Here is a 15,593-nt window from a genome sequence, read left to right as displayed (position 1 = left end):
AAGGTCAGCCGCGACCTGATCGAGTTGCGCAACCTGGCACAGGTGGCGGAGCTGATGATCCGCTCGGCCATGCAACGCAAGGAAAGCCGCGGGTTGCACTACACCCTGGATTACCCCGGGATGCTGGCTGAGGCCAAGGACACCATACTGAGCCCAGCCTGAAGATCGATGCCCTTCGCGGGTAAAACCGCAAAGGGGCGACGCGGCACCTGACTAGCGTGCCGCGACCTCAGCCCACCTGCGCCGACTGAATTTCAGCCGTACCCGCAGGCGCCGATGCTGATCCGCCGCCAGGGCATCGCCGACAACACATTGACTCTCGCCCAACCAGCGCCCAGGCCTTGCGAACCGCAATACCACCAGGCCCGGCAGCGCCACGCTGTCGCGACACAGACGCACCGCCTGCCAGCCCCCGGCACGGCTGAATAGCTGCCAGCCGCAAGCATCCCGGCGCAGGCCAGTGACGGCTTGAGCATGGGTCAGCAGTATGCGTCGGGGGATCACCCAGCAGGCATGGGCCAGGCAAGCGACGGAGGCAGGAAGGGAAAGCCACCAGGGCAGCGCACTCAGCCACAAGGCAAGCAACGCCAGCACCTGGCAGATCAGGTAGGCCGTCAGCAGCAGGCGCGAGCCCTGCCAACGGCACTCGAAACACTCACTTGGGCTGGACACGGTCCAGAATGATACGGACCATGCGCTGCAGCTCCGGGTCTTCGGACTCGGTGCGCTCCATGAACCAGCCGAACATGTCCTGATCCTCACAGCTCAACAGGCGAACGTAGAGTTCGCGATCGGCTTCGCTCAGGGTCGGGTAGACCTCCTGGGTGAAAGGCACCAGCAGTACGTCGAGTTCCAGCATGCCGCGGCGGCTGTGCCAGAAAAGCCGGTTGAGTTCAGTTTGTTCGACCATGGGGCCCTCCTCAAATGGGCGGCCAGTATACAGCCAGGCGCACGAAGCGGCACGAGGCGTTGGTCTAGTCACCTACCTATTTTGTTACTGGCGTTCTATGATGGCCGCCAGTCTTTAGCCACCGCGATCCCCCATGGCCGATTCCGCTTTCTACAGCCCCCTGTCCCACGAGGGCATCCTCGCCGTCCGCGGCTCCGACGCCGGCAAGTTCCTGCAGGGCCAGTTGACCTGCAACATCAACTACCTCAGCCCCGAGCACGCAAGCCTTGGCGCCCGCTGCATGGTCAAGGGGCGCATGCAGTCGAGCTTCCGCATCCTGCCCGAAGGCAACGGCTACCTGCTGGCCATGGCCAGCGAACTGCTCGAGGCGCAGCTGGCCGACCTGAAAAAATACGCCGTGTTTTCCAAAGCCACGCTCAGCGACGAAAGCGCCGCCTGGGCGCGTTTCGGCCTGCAGGGCGGTGATGCGGCGCTGCGGACTCTGGGTTTGAAGGTGCCGACCAGCGCCGGCGCCACCGAACGCCATGAAGGCCTGATCGCCGTGGCGGTCTCCGAAGGTCGCGTGGAACTTTGGGTACCGGCGGACGCCGCCGCCAGCGTGCGTGAACAACTGGCAAGCGCATTGCCGCAAGGGCCTCTCAACGACTGGCTGCTGGGGCAGGTCCGTGCCGGCATCGGCCAGGTCATGGGCCCGACCCGTGAGCTGTTCATCCCGCAAATGATCAATTTGCAGGCGGTCGATGGCGTGAGTTTCAAGAAGGGCTGCTACACCGGCCAGGAAATCGTCGCCCGCATGCAGTACCTGGGCAAGCTCAAGCGACGTCAGTACCGCTTGCTGCTGGACCAGCAGGATATTCCTGCCCCGGGTGCGCAAATCTTCTCGCCGACCCATGGCTCATCGGTCGGGGAAGTGGTCATCGCGGCCAGCACGGGCCAAGGCTGCGAGCTGCTTGCGGTACTCAGTGCCGAGGCCGTGGAAGACGACAACCTGCACCTGGGCAGCCTGCAAGGCCCACGCCTGCAGGTCTCGAGCCTGCCTTACGAACTGGATCGCGACCGGGAAATCCAGCGCTGACCAGCCCGCCACCCCTGCTGTAGAGAAGTACATGAACAAGCTGGCCGAGATGGTTCAAGCACAGTTGCTGGCTGCCATCGCCAACGATGACCTGGTTCTGCCGACCCTTCCGGAAGTTGCCCTGAGCATCCGCGAGGCTGCCGAGGACACGGAAATCAGCGTTGCTGCCCTGAGCAAGGTGATTGGCCGCGATGCTGCCCTCTCCGCCCGCCTGATCAAGGTGGTGAACAGCCCGCTGCTGCGGGCGGCGATCGAGGTCACCGACCTGCACACGGCCATCACCCGCCTGGGTATCAACTACAGCTGCAACCTGGCCATCGGCCTGGTGATCGAGCAGATCTTCCATGCACGCTCATCGGCAGTTGAGCAAAAATTGAGGGATATCTGGGCAAACAGCCTCGAAGTCGCGGGCATCAGCTATGAAATCTGCCGCCGCTTTACCCACCTCAAGCCTGACCAGGCCACCCTCGGCGGCCTGGTCAACCAGATCGGCGCGCTGCCGGTGCTGATCTACGCCGAAGAGCACAACGAACTGCTCTCCGACCCGGTATGCCTGCACTACGTGATTGAGCAGATCCAGCCTGTGCTGGGCGACAAGATACTTTCGTCATGGGAGTTCCCCGAGCAACTGGTCAACCTGCCAAGCCAGGTGCAAGACCTGGACCGGCGCACCGACAAAGTGGACTACATCGACGTGGTGCAGATTGCCCGCTGCCTCAGCCAGCGCGGACGCAGCCGGCCGCTGGCGGCGTTGCCGGCCTATCGGCACCTGGGGTTGCCGTTTGGCACGGAGCTGGAGATTGGCGAACTGCTGGAAGCGCGGAGCATGCTGCGCTAGCCAGCGTCTTGCCCGCCAAAGGTTCTGCACAGGCAAGCCATCAGTCAGCGATAAAACTCACTCGCACTTTCAACCCGCCATTCTCGCCGTCATGCAGACTGATCTGCGCCAGGTGCGCGCGACAGATCTCACCCACAATCGCCAACCCCAAGCCAGTTCCCTGGGCACTGCGGCGATAGAAGCGCTCGAATACCCGCTCGCGCTCATCCTCGGGGATACCGGGGCCATCATCTTCGACCTCCAGTACCGCTGGCGCCAGAACCCGCAAGATCACATTACCGCCCGCCGGGGTATGTGCCAGCGCGTTGTCCACCAGGTTGCTGAGCAACTCGTTGAGCAGCGTCGGCTCCCCCTTGAGCCACACCGGCGCCGCGGCCTCCAGCGCCAGGGCCACGCCCCGTTTGTGCGCCAGCGGTGCCATCGCCATGCCCAGCTCGCGTGCCAGCTGACTCAGGTCCAGGCGCTGAGCGCCACCTTCGGCGATTGCCCGAGCGCCATTTTCCACCCGTGCCAACGATAAAAGCTGGTTGGCCAGATGGGTGAGCCTGTCAGTGCCTTGGGCGGCAGACTCCAGCGTCTGGTGCCACTGTTCGGGCTGCTTCGAGCGCAAGCCCAACTCGACCCGCGCCTTGAGCGCTGCCAATGGCGTGCGCAGTTCGTGGGCCGCCTCGGCAATGAACTGCGCCTGGCGCTCGAACTGCCCTCGCAAGCGTTCGGTGAAGTGATTCAAGGCACGCACCAGCGGGTCAAGCTCACGCTGCACCTGCACCCGCGGCAGCGCGCGCAGGTCATCCGGCTGGCGCTCTTCCACGGCTTTGCGCAGACGCTCCAGCGGGCGCAGCGCCGCACTCACGGCGAACCAGACCATCCCCAATGCCCCCAGCGCCAGCATGCCCAGGCGCAGCAGGGTATCGGCCATCAGCCCGCGGGCCATCCTGACCCGCGCCTCCTCCGTCTCGGCCACACGAATTTCAGCCATGCCGTTCATGTTCGGCTCGCTGACCGCCTTGAGCAGACTGACCACGCGCACGTCCTGCCCGAGGTAGGTGGCGTTGTAGAAGCGCGCCAGCGCCGGGTAATCGTCGGTACGCGGTGTGCCCGGCGGGGGTGGCGGCAGGTTCTCGTAGCCCGAGATCAGTTTCTGGTTTATGTCCAGCACCTGGTAGTAAATGCGCCCGGCACTGTCGTAGGCAAACGTGTCCAGCGCCACGTAAGGCACGTCCGCGCTGAGCGTGCCGTCTCGCTGGGACAGGCCGGCAGCGATGGTCCGCGCCGATGCCAGCAAGGTCCGGTCATAGGCGGTATCGGCAGCCTCGCGGCCATTCCAGTAGGCGCTCAGGCCGCTGGCCAGCATCAGCACTACCAGCAACAGCGCCAGGTTGCCCAGCAAGCGCCCGCGCAGGCTGCCATTGTCACGCATCACGGTGCTCGAGCAGGTAGCCCAGGCCGCGGAACGTGACAATGGCCACCGACTGGCCGTCGAGCTTCTTGCGCAGGCGGTGGATGTAGATTTCGATGGCGTCGGGGCTGGCCTCTTCGTCGAGGCCGAAGACCTGGGCGGCCAATTGCTCCTTGCTCATCACTCGGCCGGGGCGTGCGATCAGCGCCTCAAGTACGCTCTGCTCACGGGAGGTCAGGGTCAGGTTGTCCTCGCCCAGGGCGAACCGCCGGGTATCAAGGTCATACACCAGCGGGCCGCAGCGCTGCTGGCGCTCGCCGCCGAGCACGCTGCGGCGCAGCAGGGCCTTGACCCGTGCTTCCAGTTCAGTCAGCTCGAAGGGCTTGGCCAGGTAATCGTCGGCGCCCAGGTTCAGGCCATGCACCCGGTCCTTCACATCGCTGCGCGCGGTCAGCATCAGCACCGGCAGGGTCTTGCCGCGCCCGCGCAGGCGGGCCAGCACTTCAAAGCCGTCCATACGTGGCAGGCCCACATCGAGCACGGCAACAGCATACTCCTCGCTGGCCAGGGCCAGATCGGCGGCCACGCCGTCATGCAGCACATCCACGGTCAAACCATGGCTCTTCAGGGCCTGGGCCACGCTTTCGGCCAGTTGTACGTGGTCTTCGACCAGCAGCACACGCATCGGATTCTCCCTGCTCGGGTGGGGCGGTGGCGCGGAGTGTACCGCTGTAGCCCGGTCTGTGAAGCCCCTTGTAACAAACCTTTCAGGCTGAAAGGTTAGCGAAAGGTTCGTTACCTAGCATCGCACCACGGTCGCCCTATGCGCCGAAAAAAGCACCAGCAAGGTGCATCGAATAAGAACAATAACGGAGTCATCCCCGATGCTGTCATCGCAGCCGCAGGCGTTCGCGCCTACCCGTTCCCCATCCGCACGCCCATACGCCTATGCCTGCGCCCTTGCGCTTGCCGGCGTCGCCCCGATGAGCCAGGCCGCCTTCTTCGAAGACAGCACGGCAACCTTCGAAACCCGCAACATGTACTTCAACCGCGACTTCCGCGACGGCACCAGTGCACAGCAATCCAAGCGCGAAGAGTGGGCCCAGGGCCTGATGCTCAACTTCGAGTCCGGCTACACCGACGGCCCCTTGGGCTTTGGCCTGGACGCCCTGGGCATGCTCGGCATCAAGCTCGACTCAAGCCCCGACCGCGCAGGCTCCGGCCTGTTGCCGACCCACGATGATGGCAAGGCCGCCGATGAGTACTCCAAGCTCGGCCTGACCGGCAAAGTGAAAGTGTCCGAGACCGAACTGAAAATCGGCTCACTGATCCCCGAACTGCCGACCCTGCAGCCCAACGACGGGCGCATCCTGCCGCAGACCTTCGAGGGCGGCCTGGTCACCTCGAAAGAAATCCAGAACCTCACCTTCACCGGCGGGCGCCTGGAAAAGGTCAAGGATCGCAACGACACCAACTGGGAAGACCTGACCCTGAACAACAAGAACGGTCGCTTCGGCGGCACGTTCGCGGCAGACAACCTCGACCTGGCGGGCGTCGACTACCAATTCACCGATCGCATCACCGGCAGCTACCACTTCGGCCAGCTCGACGACATCTACCGCCAGCACTTCCTCGGCATGGTCGCCACCCAGCCTTGGGGCCCGGGCACCTTCGGTGCAGACCTGCGCCTGGCAGTGAGTGATGATCAGGGCCAGGCCAAGGCCGGCAACATCGACAACACCACCGTCAACGGCATGTTCAGCTATGCCTTGGGCGGGCACAAGGTGAGCGCCGCCTACCAGCACCTGTCAGGTGACAGCGCCTTCCCTTATGTCGATGGTGCCAACCCGTACCTGGTCAACTTCGTGCAGATCAACGACTTCGCCGGCGCCGACGAGCGCTCCTGGCAAGTGCGCTACGACTACAACTTCGCAGCGCTGGGCGTCCCTGGCCTGACCTTCATGACCCGTTACATCAACGGCGACAACGTCAGCCGCGCCGATGGCAGCGAGGGCAAGGAGTGGGAGCGCAATACCGAGTTCAAGTACGTGGTACAAAGCGGCCCGTTGAAAAACGTCGCCGTGCGCCTGCGCAACGCCACCTTCCGTTCGAATTTCGCCCGCGATGCCGACGAAGTGCGGCTGCTGGTGAGCTACAGCGTCGCCCTGTGGTAACCCATAACAACAACGCTCACGGAGATAGACGATGACCTTTTCACTGCGCCGCCTCGCCTTGGCTACCGGCTGCCTGCTGCTGGCCGGCAATGCCCTCGCCGCCGAACCCAAACGCCCCGAATGCATCGCCCCGGCCTCGCCCGGCGGCGGTTTCGACCTGACCTGCAAACTGGTGCAAAGCGCCCTTGTGCAGGAAAAGATCCTCAGCAAACCAATGCGCGTCACCTACATGCCAGGCGGTGTCGGCGCAGTGGCCTACAACGCCGTGGTAGCGCAGCGCCCGGGCGATGCCGGCACGCTGGTGGCGTGGTCCAGCGGCTCCTTGCTCAACCTGGCCCAGGGCAAGTTCGGCCGCTTCGACGAAAATGCCGTGAAATGGCTGGCGGCGGTCGGCACCAGCTACGGCGCCATCGCCGTGAAAAGCGATTCCCCCTACAAGACCCTCGATGACCTGGTCGCGGCGTTGAAAAAAGACCCGAGCAAGGTGGTGATCGGCTCCGGTGGCACCGTCGGCAGCCAGGACTGGATGCAGACTGCTCTTATCGCCAAGGCCGCCGGCATCAACCCCCGCGATCTGCGCTACGTGGCCCTGGAAGGGGGCGGTGAAATCGCCACCGCGCTGCTAGGTGGCCACATCCAGGTCGGCTCCACCGACATCTCCGACTCCATGCCACACATCCAGAGCGGCAACATGCGCATCCTTGCGGTGTTCTCGGAAAACCGCCTGGACGAGCCGGAGATGAAAGACATCCCCACCGCCAAGGAGCAGGGTTACGACATCGTCTGGCCGGTGGTGCGCGGTTTCTACCTTGGGCCGAAAGTGAGCGATGAAGAGTACGCCTGGTGGAAGGACTCCTTCGACAAGATGCTCGCCTCTGAAGACTTCGCCAAGCTGCGTGACCAGCGCGAGCTGTTCCCGTTCGCCATGACAGGTGACGAACTGGACGGCTATGTGAAGAAGCAAGTGGCGGACTACAAGGCACTGGCCAAGGAATTCGGCCTGGTTCAGTAAGCCTGGGTGCATGTACTGGCCCCATCGCCGGCTTGCCGGCGAAGGGGCCTTTACGGCCACTGCAACCTCAATGAGGATTCCCAATGATCCTGCAACGCATCTTCGCCCTGGCTTTGCTGGCGCTGTGCGCCGTCCTGGCCGTGATGGCCTGGCCCTACCAGGCGGCCTTTTCCTACGAACCGGTCGGCCCACGTGCCTACTCGCTGTTGATGCTTGGGCTGATGAGCCTGGGCCTGCTCTATCTCGCCATACGCCCCACGCCCATCGTGCACAAGGACGACGAGCCTGCGCTAGACCGCGCAACCCTGACCAAAATTGCCGCCTGCGTCGGCCTGCTGCTGCTCTTCGCCAGCACCTTTGAAGCCTTGGGCTTCATCCTCAGCGCCATCTTGGTTGGCATCCCTATGGCCCGCTTGTACGGCGGCCGCTGGTTACGCAGCACCCTGGTGGTGGTGGGCATGAGCCTGTTCCTCTACTGGCTGTTCGACCGCGTGATGGATGTGCCCCTGCCCCTCGGCCTGCTGAGCGTACTGGAGAACTGACAGATGGATACCTTGAGCTACCTGGGCCAGGGCTTCGGCGTCGCCCTGAGCCCCTACAACCTGGTTACCGCCCTTTCGGGCACCCTCATCGGCACCGTGGTCGGCCTGCTGCCGGGGCTGGGCCCGATCAACGGCGTGGCGCTGCTGATCCCGATCGCCTTCGCCCTTGGCCTGCCGCCCGAATCGGCGCTGATCCTGTTGGCAGCGGTGTACCTGGGCTGTGAATACGGCGGGCGGATCAGTTCGATCCTGCTGAATATCCCGGGCGAGGCCTCGACCGTGATGACCACCCTCGACGGCTACCCGATGGCCCGCAACGGCCTGGCTGGCGTTGCCCTGTCGCTGTCGGCGTGGAGTTCGTTCATCGGCGCACTCATCGCCACCTGCGGCATGGTGCTGTTCGCCCCGCTGCTGGCGAAATGGGCGATTGCCTTCGGGCCGGCGGAATACTTCGTGCTGATGGTGTTCGCCATCGTTGCTCTGGGCGGCATGGCCGGGGACAAACCGCTGAAGACTTTCATCGCCGCACTGATCGGCCTGTTCCTGTCAGCGGTCGGTATCGACGCCAACAGTGGCGTATACCGCTTCACCGGTGACAGCGTGCACCTGGCCGACGGTATCCAGTTCGTGGTGCTGGTGCTGGGCCTGTTCTCGATCAGCGAAATCCTGCTGCTGCTGGAGAAGACCCACCATGGCCACCAGGCGGTCAAGGCTACCGGGCGCATGCTGTTCAACTTCAAGGAAGCAGCGTCGGTGTTCGCCATCAATGTCCGCTGCGGCCTGCTCGGCTTCATCATGGGCGTGCTGCCAGGTGCGGGGGCGACCCTGGCCAGCGCCGTGGCTTACATGACCGAAAAGCGTATCGCCGGCGAAAGCGGCAAGTTCGGCAAGGGCGACGCCCGTGGCCTGGCTGCCCCGGAAACAGCCATCGGCGCATCCTGCTGCGGCGCGCTGGTGCCGATGCTGACCCTGGGGGTTCCCGGCTCGGGCACCACGGCAGTGATGATCGGTGCACTGACCCTGTACAACATCACCCCCGGCCCACTGCTGTTCGAACAGCAACCGGACATCGTCTGGGGGCTGATCGCTTCGCTGTTCGTCGCCAACATCATGCTGGTGATCCTGAACATACCGATGATCCGCATCTTCACCCGCATCCTCGCCGTGCCGAACTGGGCGCTGGTGCCGGTAATCGCGATCATCACCGCGATCGGTGTGTACGCGGTGCACGCCACCACCTTCGACCTGTTCCTGATGGTTGGCATCGGCATCATGGGCTACATCCTGCGCAAGCTGGACTTCCCGCTGTCGCCTATTCTGCTCGGCTTCATCCTGGGCGGCCTGATGGAGCAGAACCTGCGCCGTGCGCTGTCGATTTCCAATGGCGAGCTGGGCATTCTGTGGTCGAGCTCGATCAGCATGGGCATCTGGGTACTGGTGGTGTGCATGCTCTGCCTGCCGCTGCTGCGTATCTGGCGCAAACGTAGCCTGCAGCGTCGGGCGATGGCCGATGCCTGATCGGTCGTTGCCGCTGTACTGCGCGACAGGGCTGGTCGGCCTGGCGGGCGGGTATCTCGCCAGCCAGGTCGGCTGGCCCTTGCCCTGGATGGTCGGCTCATTGCTGGCGATCATCCTGGTGCGCTGCCTGACGCCCTGGCAGCTTTCGGAAATACCCAATGGCCGCAAGTGCGGCCAATGCATCATCGGCCTGGGTATTGGCCTGCACTTCACCCCAGCGGTGATCGAGCAGGTCGCCAGCCATTTCGTGCTGATCTTCTTTGCCGCACTGCTGACCACCGTTTCCAGCGTGGTTGGCGTGTGGCTGCTGCGGCGTACCGGCGAAGACCGTGCCACGGCATTTTTTGCCAGCATGCCCGGTGGTTCCGGTGAGATGGTCAACCTCGGCGCGCGTAACGGCGCGATGCTCAGCCAGGTGGCGGCGGCGCAAAGCCTGCGTGTGCTGGCGGTGGTGCTGTGCGTACCGGCGCTGTTCAAGTTCCTGATCGGTGACGGTGTACCGCTCAATCATGCCGGCAGCGTGAGCTGGGGCTGGCTGGCGCTGATCGCACCGCTGGGTGTAGCGGTCGGTTTCGCCTGGCAGCGCTTGCGCCAGCCTAACCCCTGGCTGTTCGGGCCACTGCTGGTGGCCGCCACGCTAAGCCTGGCGGGCAACCTGCAGATCGCCCTGCCCGACGGTGCCAGCCAGATCGGCCAATGGCTGATCGGGAGTGGCCTGGCTTGCCACTTCAATCGCGCATTCTTCCGCCGTGCTCCCTCGTTCTTGCTGCGCACGTTGCTCGCCACGGCGCTGTGCATGCTGATCGCGGGCACTGCCGCCTGGGGGTTGAGCGTGATGACTGCGCTGGATCTGCGCTCGCTGACGCTGGGCATGATGCCGGGCGGCATTGCCGAGATGAGCCTGACCGCAGAGACATTGCAGCTGTCGGTGCCGTTGGTGACGGCGTTGCAGGTGATGCGCTTGCTGTTCGTGCTGTTTCTGGCCGAACCGCTGTTCAGATGCTGGGTGAAAGGCCAGCACTGAAAGCTTTGCAGGTGATCGCCGGCAAGCCGGCCACTGAGCACCGGCTCGCCCCTTAAAGCGGCGGTAACGCCCAGTTGATCGGCGCCAGGCCACGCTGTTCGAGGAAGCCGTTGGTCCGGCTGAAATGCCCACAACCCAAGAACCCGCGGTACGCAGACAGTGGCGACGGGTGCACCGATTTGAGCACCAGGTGCTTGGTGCCATCGATCAGTTTCTGCTTGCTCTGGGCATGCGCGCCCCACAGCAGGAACACCACATTCGGGCACTGCTCGCTGACCACCTGGATGACCCGGTCGGTAAAGAATTCCCAGCCTTTCTTGGCATGCGAAGCGGCATTGGCGCGTTCGACGGTCATGGTGGTATTGAGCAGCAGCACACCCTGCTCCGCCCAGCTCTGCAGGTAACCATGGCTGGCGATGGGAATGTTCAGGTCGCGCTGCAGCTCCTTGTAGATGTTGACCAGCGACGGCGGCGTCGGCACACCCGGCTGCACCGAGAAGCACAGGCCGTGTGCCTGGCCTGGGCCGTGATACGGGTCCTGGCCGAGAATGACGACTTTCACCTGCTCCAGCGGGGTGGAGTTGAGCGCATTGAAGATCATCGGGCCTGGCGGGTAGATTTCCTTGCCGGCGGCGTACTCCTGGCGCAGAAACTCACGCAGCTGGTGCATGTAGGGCTGATCGAACTCGGCACGCAGGGCGTTTTTCCAGCCGGGTTCAAGTTTGATGCGATCGTCGTCAGTCATGAGGCCATCCGTAAACAATGGCGCGACACTAGGTAAGCCATCCCCCCTTGTCAATCGGTCTGACCTATGGCCTGCATGATCGCCCAGGCAGGCCATACTTGAGCGATGACTTGAACGAGGTAGTCCATGGCCATTCATTGCGAGGTACTCACCGGCGCCGATGGCGCCCGCATCGGCATTGCCACACTGGATGCGCCCAAGGCGCTCAATGCCCTGAACCTGCCGATGATCGAAGTGCTCGGCGAATACCTGCAAGACTGGGCCCGCGACCCGGGCGTTGTCTGTGTATTGCTGCGTGGCAACGGCGCCAAGGCATTCTGCGCCGGCGGCGATGTACGGGCACTGGCCCAGGCCTGCCGCGACCACCCCGGCAGCGTGCCACCGCTGGCTGCCACGTTCTTTGCCGCCGAATACCGCCTCGACTATCTCCTGCACACCTACCCCAAGCCGGTGCTGTGCTGGGGCCACGGCCATGTGCTGGGGGGCGGCATGGGGCTGTTGCAGGGGGCGGGGATACGCATAGTCACGCCTAGCAGCCGCCTGGCAATGCCAGAAATCAGCATTGGCCTCTACCCCGACGTGGGCGCCAGCTGGTTTCTTGCGCGCCTGCCGGGCAAGCTCGGGCTGTTTCTGGGGCTGACCGGCGCCCCCATCAATGCCCGGGACGCCATCGACCTGGGCCTGGCGGACCGATTCTTTGGCGAGCATCAACAGGAAGGGCTTATCGAAGAATTGTTGCAACTGAACTGGCAAGAGCAGACCGACCTGCAGCTGAACAGCCTGCTCAAGGCCGAACAGCACCGCGCCTATGCCGAACTGCCGGAGGCGCAATGGCTGCCCCGGCGCCAGGTGATCGATGCGCTGCTCGATGTTGCCGACCCGGCGGCCGCGTGGCGTGCACTGGAGGGGCTCAAGCAGCATAACGACCCATTGTTGGCTGATGCAGGCCAACGCCTGCAGGAGGGCTGCCCGCTCACGGCGCACCTGGTCTGGGAACAGATCCGTCGGGCCCGGCACCTGTCATTGGCCCAGGTATTCCAGATGGAATACAGCATGAGCCTCAATTGCTGCCGTCACCCCGAATTCAGCGAAGGCGTGCGCGCCCGCCTGCTGGACAAGGACAACCACCCACGCTGGCACTGGCCGGATGTTGCGCAAGTGCCGGCGGCCGTGGTCGAAGCCCATTTTGTGAAGGTATGGGAGGGGCGCCACCCGTTGGCCGATCTTGCCTGACCTTGGCCGCTCCGCGCGCCCCCGTCAACCTTCACCGTCGCCAGTTGCGATCACCCCTGCGGCCACCACCGGGACGGCGGTCACCATCACCCCGTCCATTGGAGTGCCAACGGTCGTTCTGATACCGCCGGCTATCGTTGCGGTAATCATGCCGGTCACGATCACGGCCGTAGTCATAACGCTGGCGGTTGCCGTAGTCGTGACGCGGGTTGCCATGCCACTGCTTCATCCCCGGCTGCGGGTGCGGACGGTATTGCGGCACGGGCGCAGGCCGGTAGTAACGCGGTGCCGGGTGGTAGTAATAGCGCGGTTGGGGGGCTACGTAATAGCGGTCATGGCGGTAATAACCCGGCGAGGCATACCGGTCAGCGGTGTAGTAATCCGTACGATAATAACGGCCTCCCTCGTGGTAAGGCACGCAGGCGGTTGTCATCAGGCCCAACAGGGCGATCAACAGAATTCGATAGGACATGGCGGCCTCCTGGACCGCTGGGGTGCCCGTACAGCGGCGCTGCCGAGCGTCGAAGCCAAAGCGAACATCGACAATGATTGAGACATTGTCGCCATCGTGCAGTGCCATTTGCGCAATAATTTGAAATAGCTTGGATACCCCAATAAACCTGCAGTCTTTTTCCGGCCATATCACTAGAATGAGCACCTCGACGATGCAAGCAGGCCGGCCGCAACCGTGCCTGCATTGAACACCCCGGACTAGCGTATGAATGACAGCCAGCACTGCCCTGCCTGCGGCGCCCTCAACCAATGCACCCTGGCCGACCCACGCACTGCGCCAGCAGCCTGCTGGTGCTACGCCGTGAACATCGACCCCGCAGTTCTGAAGGCCCTGCCAACCGAGCTGCGCGACAAATCCTGCCTCTGCCCGCGCTGCGCCGCAGGGGCAGGTCTGCCCGAGAACGCGCCCGCCCAGGTCGAGGCAGAAAAGCGCTAGACTGCGCGCCCCTCCCCTCGACGTCCTCGATGCCATGCGCCTTGACCGCTTCCTCGCCAACCTGCCCAGCTATAACCGCCAGCAAGTACGCCTGCTGCTGGTACAGCGCCGCGTGCGGGTGGATGGCAAAACGGTAGCCGACCCACGGGCTGAAGTCCGCGAATTCAGCCGTATCGAGGTGGATGATCAACTACTCCAGGCGGGGCGCCCGGCGCGCTACCTGATGCTGCACAAACCGGCCGGCTGCGTCAGCGCCACGCACGACCCACAGCACCGCACCGTACTCGATTTGCTGCCTGCGCCGTTGCGCGAGGACCTGCACATTGCCGGGCGGCTCGACTACAACACCACCGGGCTGATGATTCTGACCAACGACGGCCAATGGTCGCGGCGCCTGACCCAGCCGGCGACCAAGCTGCCCAAGCACTACCTGGTGGAAACGGAAGATGAAATCGGCGCGCATTACGTCGACAAGTTTCGCACAGGCTTCTACTTCGCCTTCGAAGACCTGACCACCCTCCCCGCGCAACTGGACATCCTTGGCCCGCGCACGGCGAGGCTGGCCATCATTGAAGGGCGTTATCACCAGGTCAAGCGCATGTTCGGCTACTTCGACAACAAGGTTGTAGGGTTGCACCGGGAAACCATGGGCGCGATCCAGCTCGATCCAGGCTTGGCGCCGGGTGAATTCCGGGCACTCACGGCTACGGAAATCGCCTCGGTCTAGGCCGCTTCAGGCACTGTCCGGACGTCATACGACCGCCCGGCGACAAAAGTCACAATTTCACCCAGCCGGCACTTGCGTGATCCTCAACCCACTGCTTGACTCCTAACTTGTCGGTCCGTGCGTGACTCGCCAGTCACACCGCGCGCCAGACACCTTTTTGCCGACTACCCAAGGCCTCGATGCCTTGGAGCACGGCAAATTGCCCGCCAAAAACAATACCGTCGACACGTGTGCCAAGGATCGACACAGGGCCCCGGTAATTCCTTCAGGCAAATGCCTACCTGTCATAAAGAACGTGCACCCTAGGTGACGCGAACACCCTTTTTGCGCCAGGAGTCGATGACATGAGGCCAGAAATCGCTGTACTTGATATCCAAGGTCAGTATCGGGTTTACACGGAGTTCCATCGCGCGGATGCAGCCGAGAAGACGATCATCCTGATCAATGGCTCACTGGCCACCACGGCTTCGTTCGCCCAGACGGTGCGTAACCTGCACCCACAATTCAACGTCGTGCTGTACGACCAGCCCTACTCCGGCAAGTCCAAGGCACATAACCGCCAGGAACGCCTGATCAGCAAGGAAGACGAGGCGCATATCCTGCTTGAGCTGATCGAGCACTTCCAGGCCGACCACGTGATGTCGTTCTCCTGGGGCGGTGCCTGCACCCTGCTGGCGCTGGCGCACCAGCCTCGTATGGTGAAAAAGGCGGTGGTCAGCTCGTTCTCACCGGTGATCAACGAACCGATGCGCGACTACCTGAACCGTGGTTGCCAGTACCTGGCTGCCTGCGATCGCTACCAGGTCGGCAACCTGGTCAACGACACCATCGGCAAGCACCTGCCATCGCTGTTCAAGCGCTTCAACTACCGGCACGTCAGCAGCCTGGACAGCCACGAGTATGCGCAGATGCACTTCCACATCAACCAGGTGCTGCAGCATGACCTGGAACGGGCACTGCGAGGCGCGCGCAACATCGACATCCCGGTGCTGTTCATCAACGGCGACCGTGACGAGTACACCACCGCAGAAGACGCTCGCCAGTTCGGCAACCATGTCGGCAAGAGCCACTTCACGGTGATCCGTGATGCCGGGCACTTCCTGGACATGGAGAACAAGACGGCCTGCGAAGCCACACGCAGCGCGTTGCTCGGCTTCCTCAAGCCGACCGTGCGCCAGGCCCGGGCACGCACCCCGTACAATGCCAGCCAAGAGCAGCATGCATGGGCCATCTGAGTGCATCGGCGCCCTGTAGCCATGGCCTGCAGGCTACGGGCGCCGACAGCTTTTTTTCACCGGTTTATAACGAGGGCTTCTAATTCCAGGCAGGTTCTGGTAAAAAGTCGGGCGCAGACGCGGGTATAGTTTAATGGTAGAACAGTAGCTTCCCAAGCTTCCGACGAGGGTTCGATTCCCTCTACCCGCTCCACACCGCATTCCCGCATGGC

The 15,593-nt window shown here is 63.5% G+C and carries 18 protein-coding genes and 1 tRNA gene; 13 read left to right on the top strand and 6 right to left on the bottom strand.

Annotated features, from left to right (window positions below; all coding sequences use genetic code 11):
• Positions 1 to 162: hypothetical protein (locus ACEWE8_RS22690; RefSeq protein WP_395589369.1), on the top strand; the 162-nt coding region annotated here is incomplete at its 5' end.
• 51 nt (positions 163 to 213) lie between these two features.
• Here the strand turns inward: ACEWE8_RS22690 and ACEWE8_RS22685 are convergent.
• Both ACEWE8_RS22685 and ACEWE8_RS22680 read right to left on the bottom strand, forming a co-directional pair.
• The gene (locus ACEWE8_RS22685; protein WP_046784945.1) at positions 214 to 672 is read right to left on the bottom strand and encodes a protein YgfX; all 459 of its coding nucleotides are present in this window, start codon (positions 670 to 672) and stop codon (positions 214 to 216) included.
• Positions 656 to 910: a succinate dehydrogenase assembly factor 2 gene (locus ACEWE8_RS22680; protein ID WP_008094993.1), complete on the bottom strand. Its 255-nt coding sequence runs from the start codon at positions 908 to 910 to the stop codon at positions 656 to 658. The genes ACEWE8_RS22685 and ACEWE8_RS22680 overlap by 17 nt, the downstream gene beginning before the upstream one ends.
• A gap of 133 nt (positions 911 to 1,043) precedes the next feature.
• Here ACEWE8_RS22680 and ACEWE8_RS22675 point away from each other — a divergent pair, with 133 nt between their 5' ends.
• Both ACEWE8_RS22675 and ACEWE8_RS22670 read left to right on the top strand, forming a co-directional pair.
• Positions 1,044 to 1,985: a folate-binding protein YgfZ gene (locus tag ACEWE8_RS22675; protein WP_046784944.1), complete on the top strand. Its 942-nt coding sequence runs from the start codon at positions 1,044 to 1,046 to the stop codon at positions 1,983 to 1,985.
• A gap of 31 nt (positions 1,986 to 2,016) precedes the next feature.
• Positions 2,017 to 2,823 (top strand): HDOD domain-containing protein, encoded by an 807-nt coding sequence (locus ACEWE8_RS22670; protein ID WP_046784943.1) that lies wholly within the window; start codon positions 2,017 to 2,019, stop codon positions 2,821 to 2,823.
• Positions 2,824 to 2,863: 40 nt separating this feature from the next.
• Here ACEWE8_RS22670 and ACEWE8_RS22665 read toward each other — a convergent pair whose 3' ends face one another.
• Together ACEWE8_RS22665 and ACEWE8_RS22660 are read right to left on the bottom strand one after the other, a co-directional pair.
• Complete coding sequence (locus ACEWE8_RS22665; protein WP_046784942.1) at positions 2,864 to 4,243, bottom strand: sensor histidine kinase; 1,380 nt, start codon at positions 4,241 to 4,243, stop codon at positions 2,864 to 2,866.
• Entirely contained in the window at positions 4,236 to 4,907 is a 672-nt protein-coding gene (locus tag ACEWE8_RS22660) for a response regulator (protein WP_012312981.1), read from the bottom strand. The genes ACEWE8_RS22665 and ACEWE8_RS22660 overlap by 8 nt, the downstream gene beginning before the upstream one ends.
• Positions 4,908 to 5,106: 199 nt before the next feature.
• Between ACEWE8_RS22660 and ACEWE8_RS22655 the strand changes: the two genes are divergently transcribed.
• The 5 genes from ACEWE8_RS22655 to ACEWE8_RS22635 all read left to right on the top strand — a co-directional run bounded on the left by ACEWE8_RS22655 (position 5,107) and on the right by ACEWE8_RS22635 (position 10,492).
• Positions 5,107 to 6,396, top strand: a complete 1,290-nt coding sequence (locus ACEWE8_RS22655; RefSeq protein ID WP_046784941.1) for an OprD family porin — start codon at positions 5,107 to 5,109, stop codon at positions 6,394 to 6,396.
• 31 nt (positions 6,397 to 6,427) lie between these two features.
• Entirely contained in the window at positions 6,428 to 7,408 is a 981-nt protein-coding gene (locus tag ACEWE8_RS22650) for a tripartite tricarboxylate transporter substrate binding protein (RefSeq protein ID WP_012312979.1), read from the top strand.
• Positions 7,409 to 7,491: 83 nt separating this feature from the next.
• A complete protein-coding gene (locus ACEWE8_RS22645) occupies positions 7,492 to 7,950 on the top strand; it encodes a tripartite tricarboxylate transporter TctB family protein (RefSeq protein WP_046784940.1) in 459 nt (152 codons plus the stop codon).
• 3 nt (positions 7,951 to 7,953) lie between these two features.
• Positions 7,954 to 9,468: a tripartite tricarboxylate transporter permease gene (locus ACEWE8_RS22640; protein WP_046784939.1), complete on the top strand. Its 1,515-nt coding sequence runs from the start codon at positions 7,954 to 7,956 to the stop codon at positions 9,466 to 9,468.
• Complete coding sequence (locus ACEWE8_RS22635; RefSeq protein WP_046784938.1) at positions 9,461 to 10,492, top strand: AbrB family transcriptional regulator; 1,032 nt, start codon at positions 9,461 to 9,463, stop codon at positions 10,490 to 10,492. Before ACEWE8_RS22640 ends, ACEWE8_RS22635 begins: the two co-directional genes overlap by 8 nt.
• Positions 10,493 to 10,544: 52 nt before the next feature.
• Here the strand turns inward: ACEWE8_RS22635 and ung are convergent, their stop codons facing one another.
• Positions 10,545 to 11,237 carry a uracil-DNA glycosylase gene (gene ung / locus ACEWE8_RS22630; RefSeq protein WP_046784937.1) on the bottom strand — a complete coding sequence of 231 codons (693 nt, stop codon included), beginning with the start codon at positions 11,235 to 11,237 and terminating at the stop codon, positions 10,545 to 10,547.
• Between the two features lie 126 nt (positions 11,238 to 11,363).
• Here ung and ACEWE8_RS22625 point away from each other — a divergent pair, with 126 nt between their 5' ends.
• Positions 11,364 to 12,470, top strand: coding sequence for an enoyl-CoA hydratase/isomerase family protein (locus ACEWE8_RS22625; RefSeq protein ID WP_115273686.1), 1,107 nt, complete (start codon positions 11,364 to 11,366; stop codon positions 12,468 to 12,470).
• A gap of 31 nt (positions 12,471 to 12,501) precedes the next feature.
• Here the strand turns inward: ACEWE8_RS22625 and ACEWE8_RS22620 are convergent, their stop codons facing one another.
• Positions 12,502 to 12,942, bottom strand: coding sequence for a hypothetical protein (locus ACEWE8_RS22620; RefSeq protein WP_046784969.1), 441 nt, complete (start codon positions 12,940 to 12,942; stop codon positions 12,502 to 12,504).
• Between the two features lie 246 nt (positions 12,943 to 13,188).
• Here ACEWE8_RS22620 and ACEWE8_RS22615 point away from each other — a divergent pair, with 246 nt between their 5' ends.
• The 4 genes from ACEWE8_RS22615 to ACEWE8_RS22600 all read left to right on the top strand — a co-directional run bounded on the left by ACEWE8_RS22615 (position 13,189) and on the right by ACEWE8_RS22600 (position 15,574).
• On the top strand, positions 13,189 to 13,419 hold the full coding sequence (locus ACEWE8_RS22615) for a cysteine-rich CWC family protein (protein WP_046784935.1): 231 nt from the start codon (positions 13,189 to 13,191) through the stop codon (positions 13,417 to 13,419).
• A gap of 34 nt (positions 13,420 to 13,453) precedes the next feature.
• Positions 13,454 to 14,146 carry a pseudouridine synthase gene (locus ACEWE8_RS22610; RefSeq protein ID WP_046784934.1) on the top strand — a complete coding sequence of 231 codons (693 nt, stop codon included), beginning with the start codon at positions 13,454 to 13,456 and terminating at the stop codon, positions 14,144 to 14,146.
• Between the two features lie 344 nt (positions 14,147 to 14,490).
• A complete protein-coding gene (locus ACEWE8_RS22605; protein ID WP_046784933.1) occupies positions 14,491 to 15,381 on the top strand; it encodes an alpha/beta fold hydrolase in 891 nt (296 codons plus the stop codon).
• Positions 15,382 to 15,500: 119 nt separating this feature from the next.
• Positions 15,501 to 15,574, top strand: a tRNA-Gly gene (locus ACEWE8_RS22600).
• Positions 15,575 to 15,593: the final 19 nt, after the last annotated feature.

It is taken from the genome of Pseudomonas sp. TR47, assembly GCF_044143025.1.
GTDB lineage: Bacteria > Pseudomonadota > Gammaproteobacteria > Pseudomonadales > Pseudomonadaceae > Aquipseudomonas > Aquipseudomonas putida_E.
This window is presented reverse-complemented; position numbering and strand designations above follow the sequence as displayed.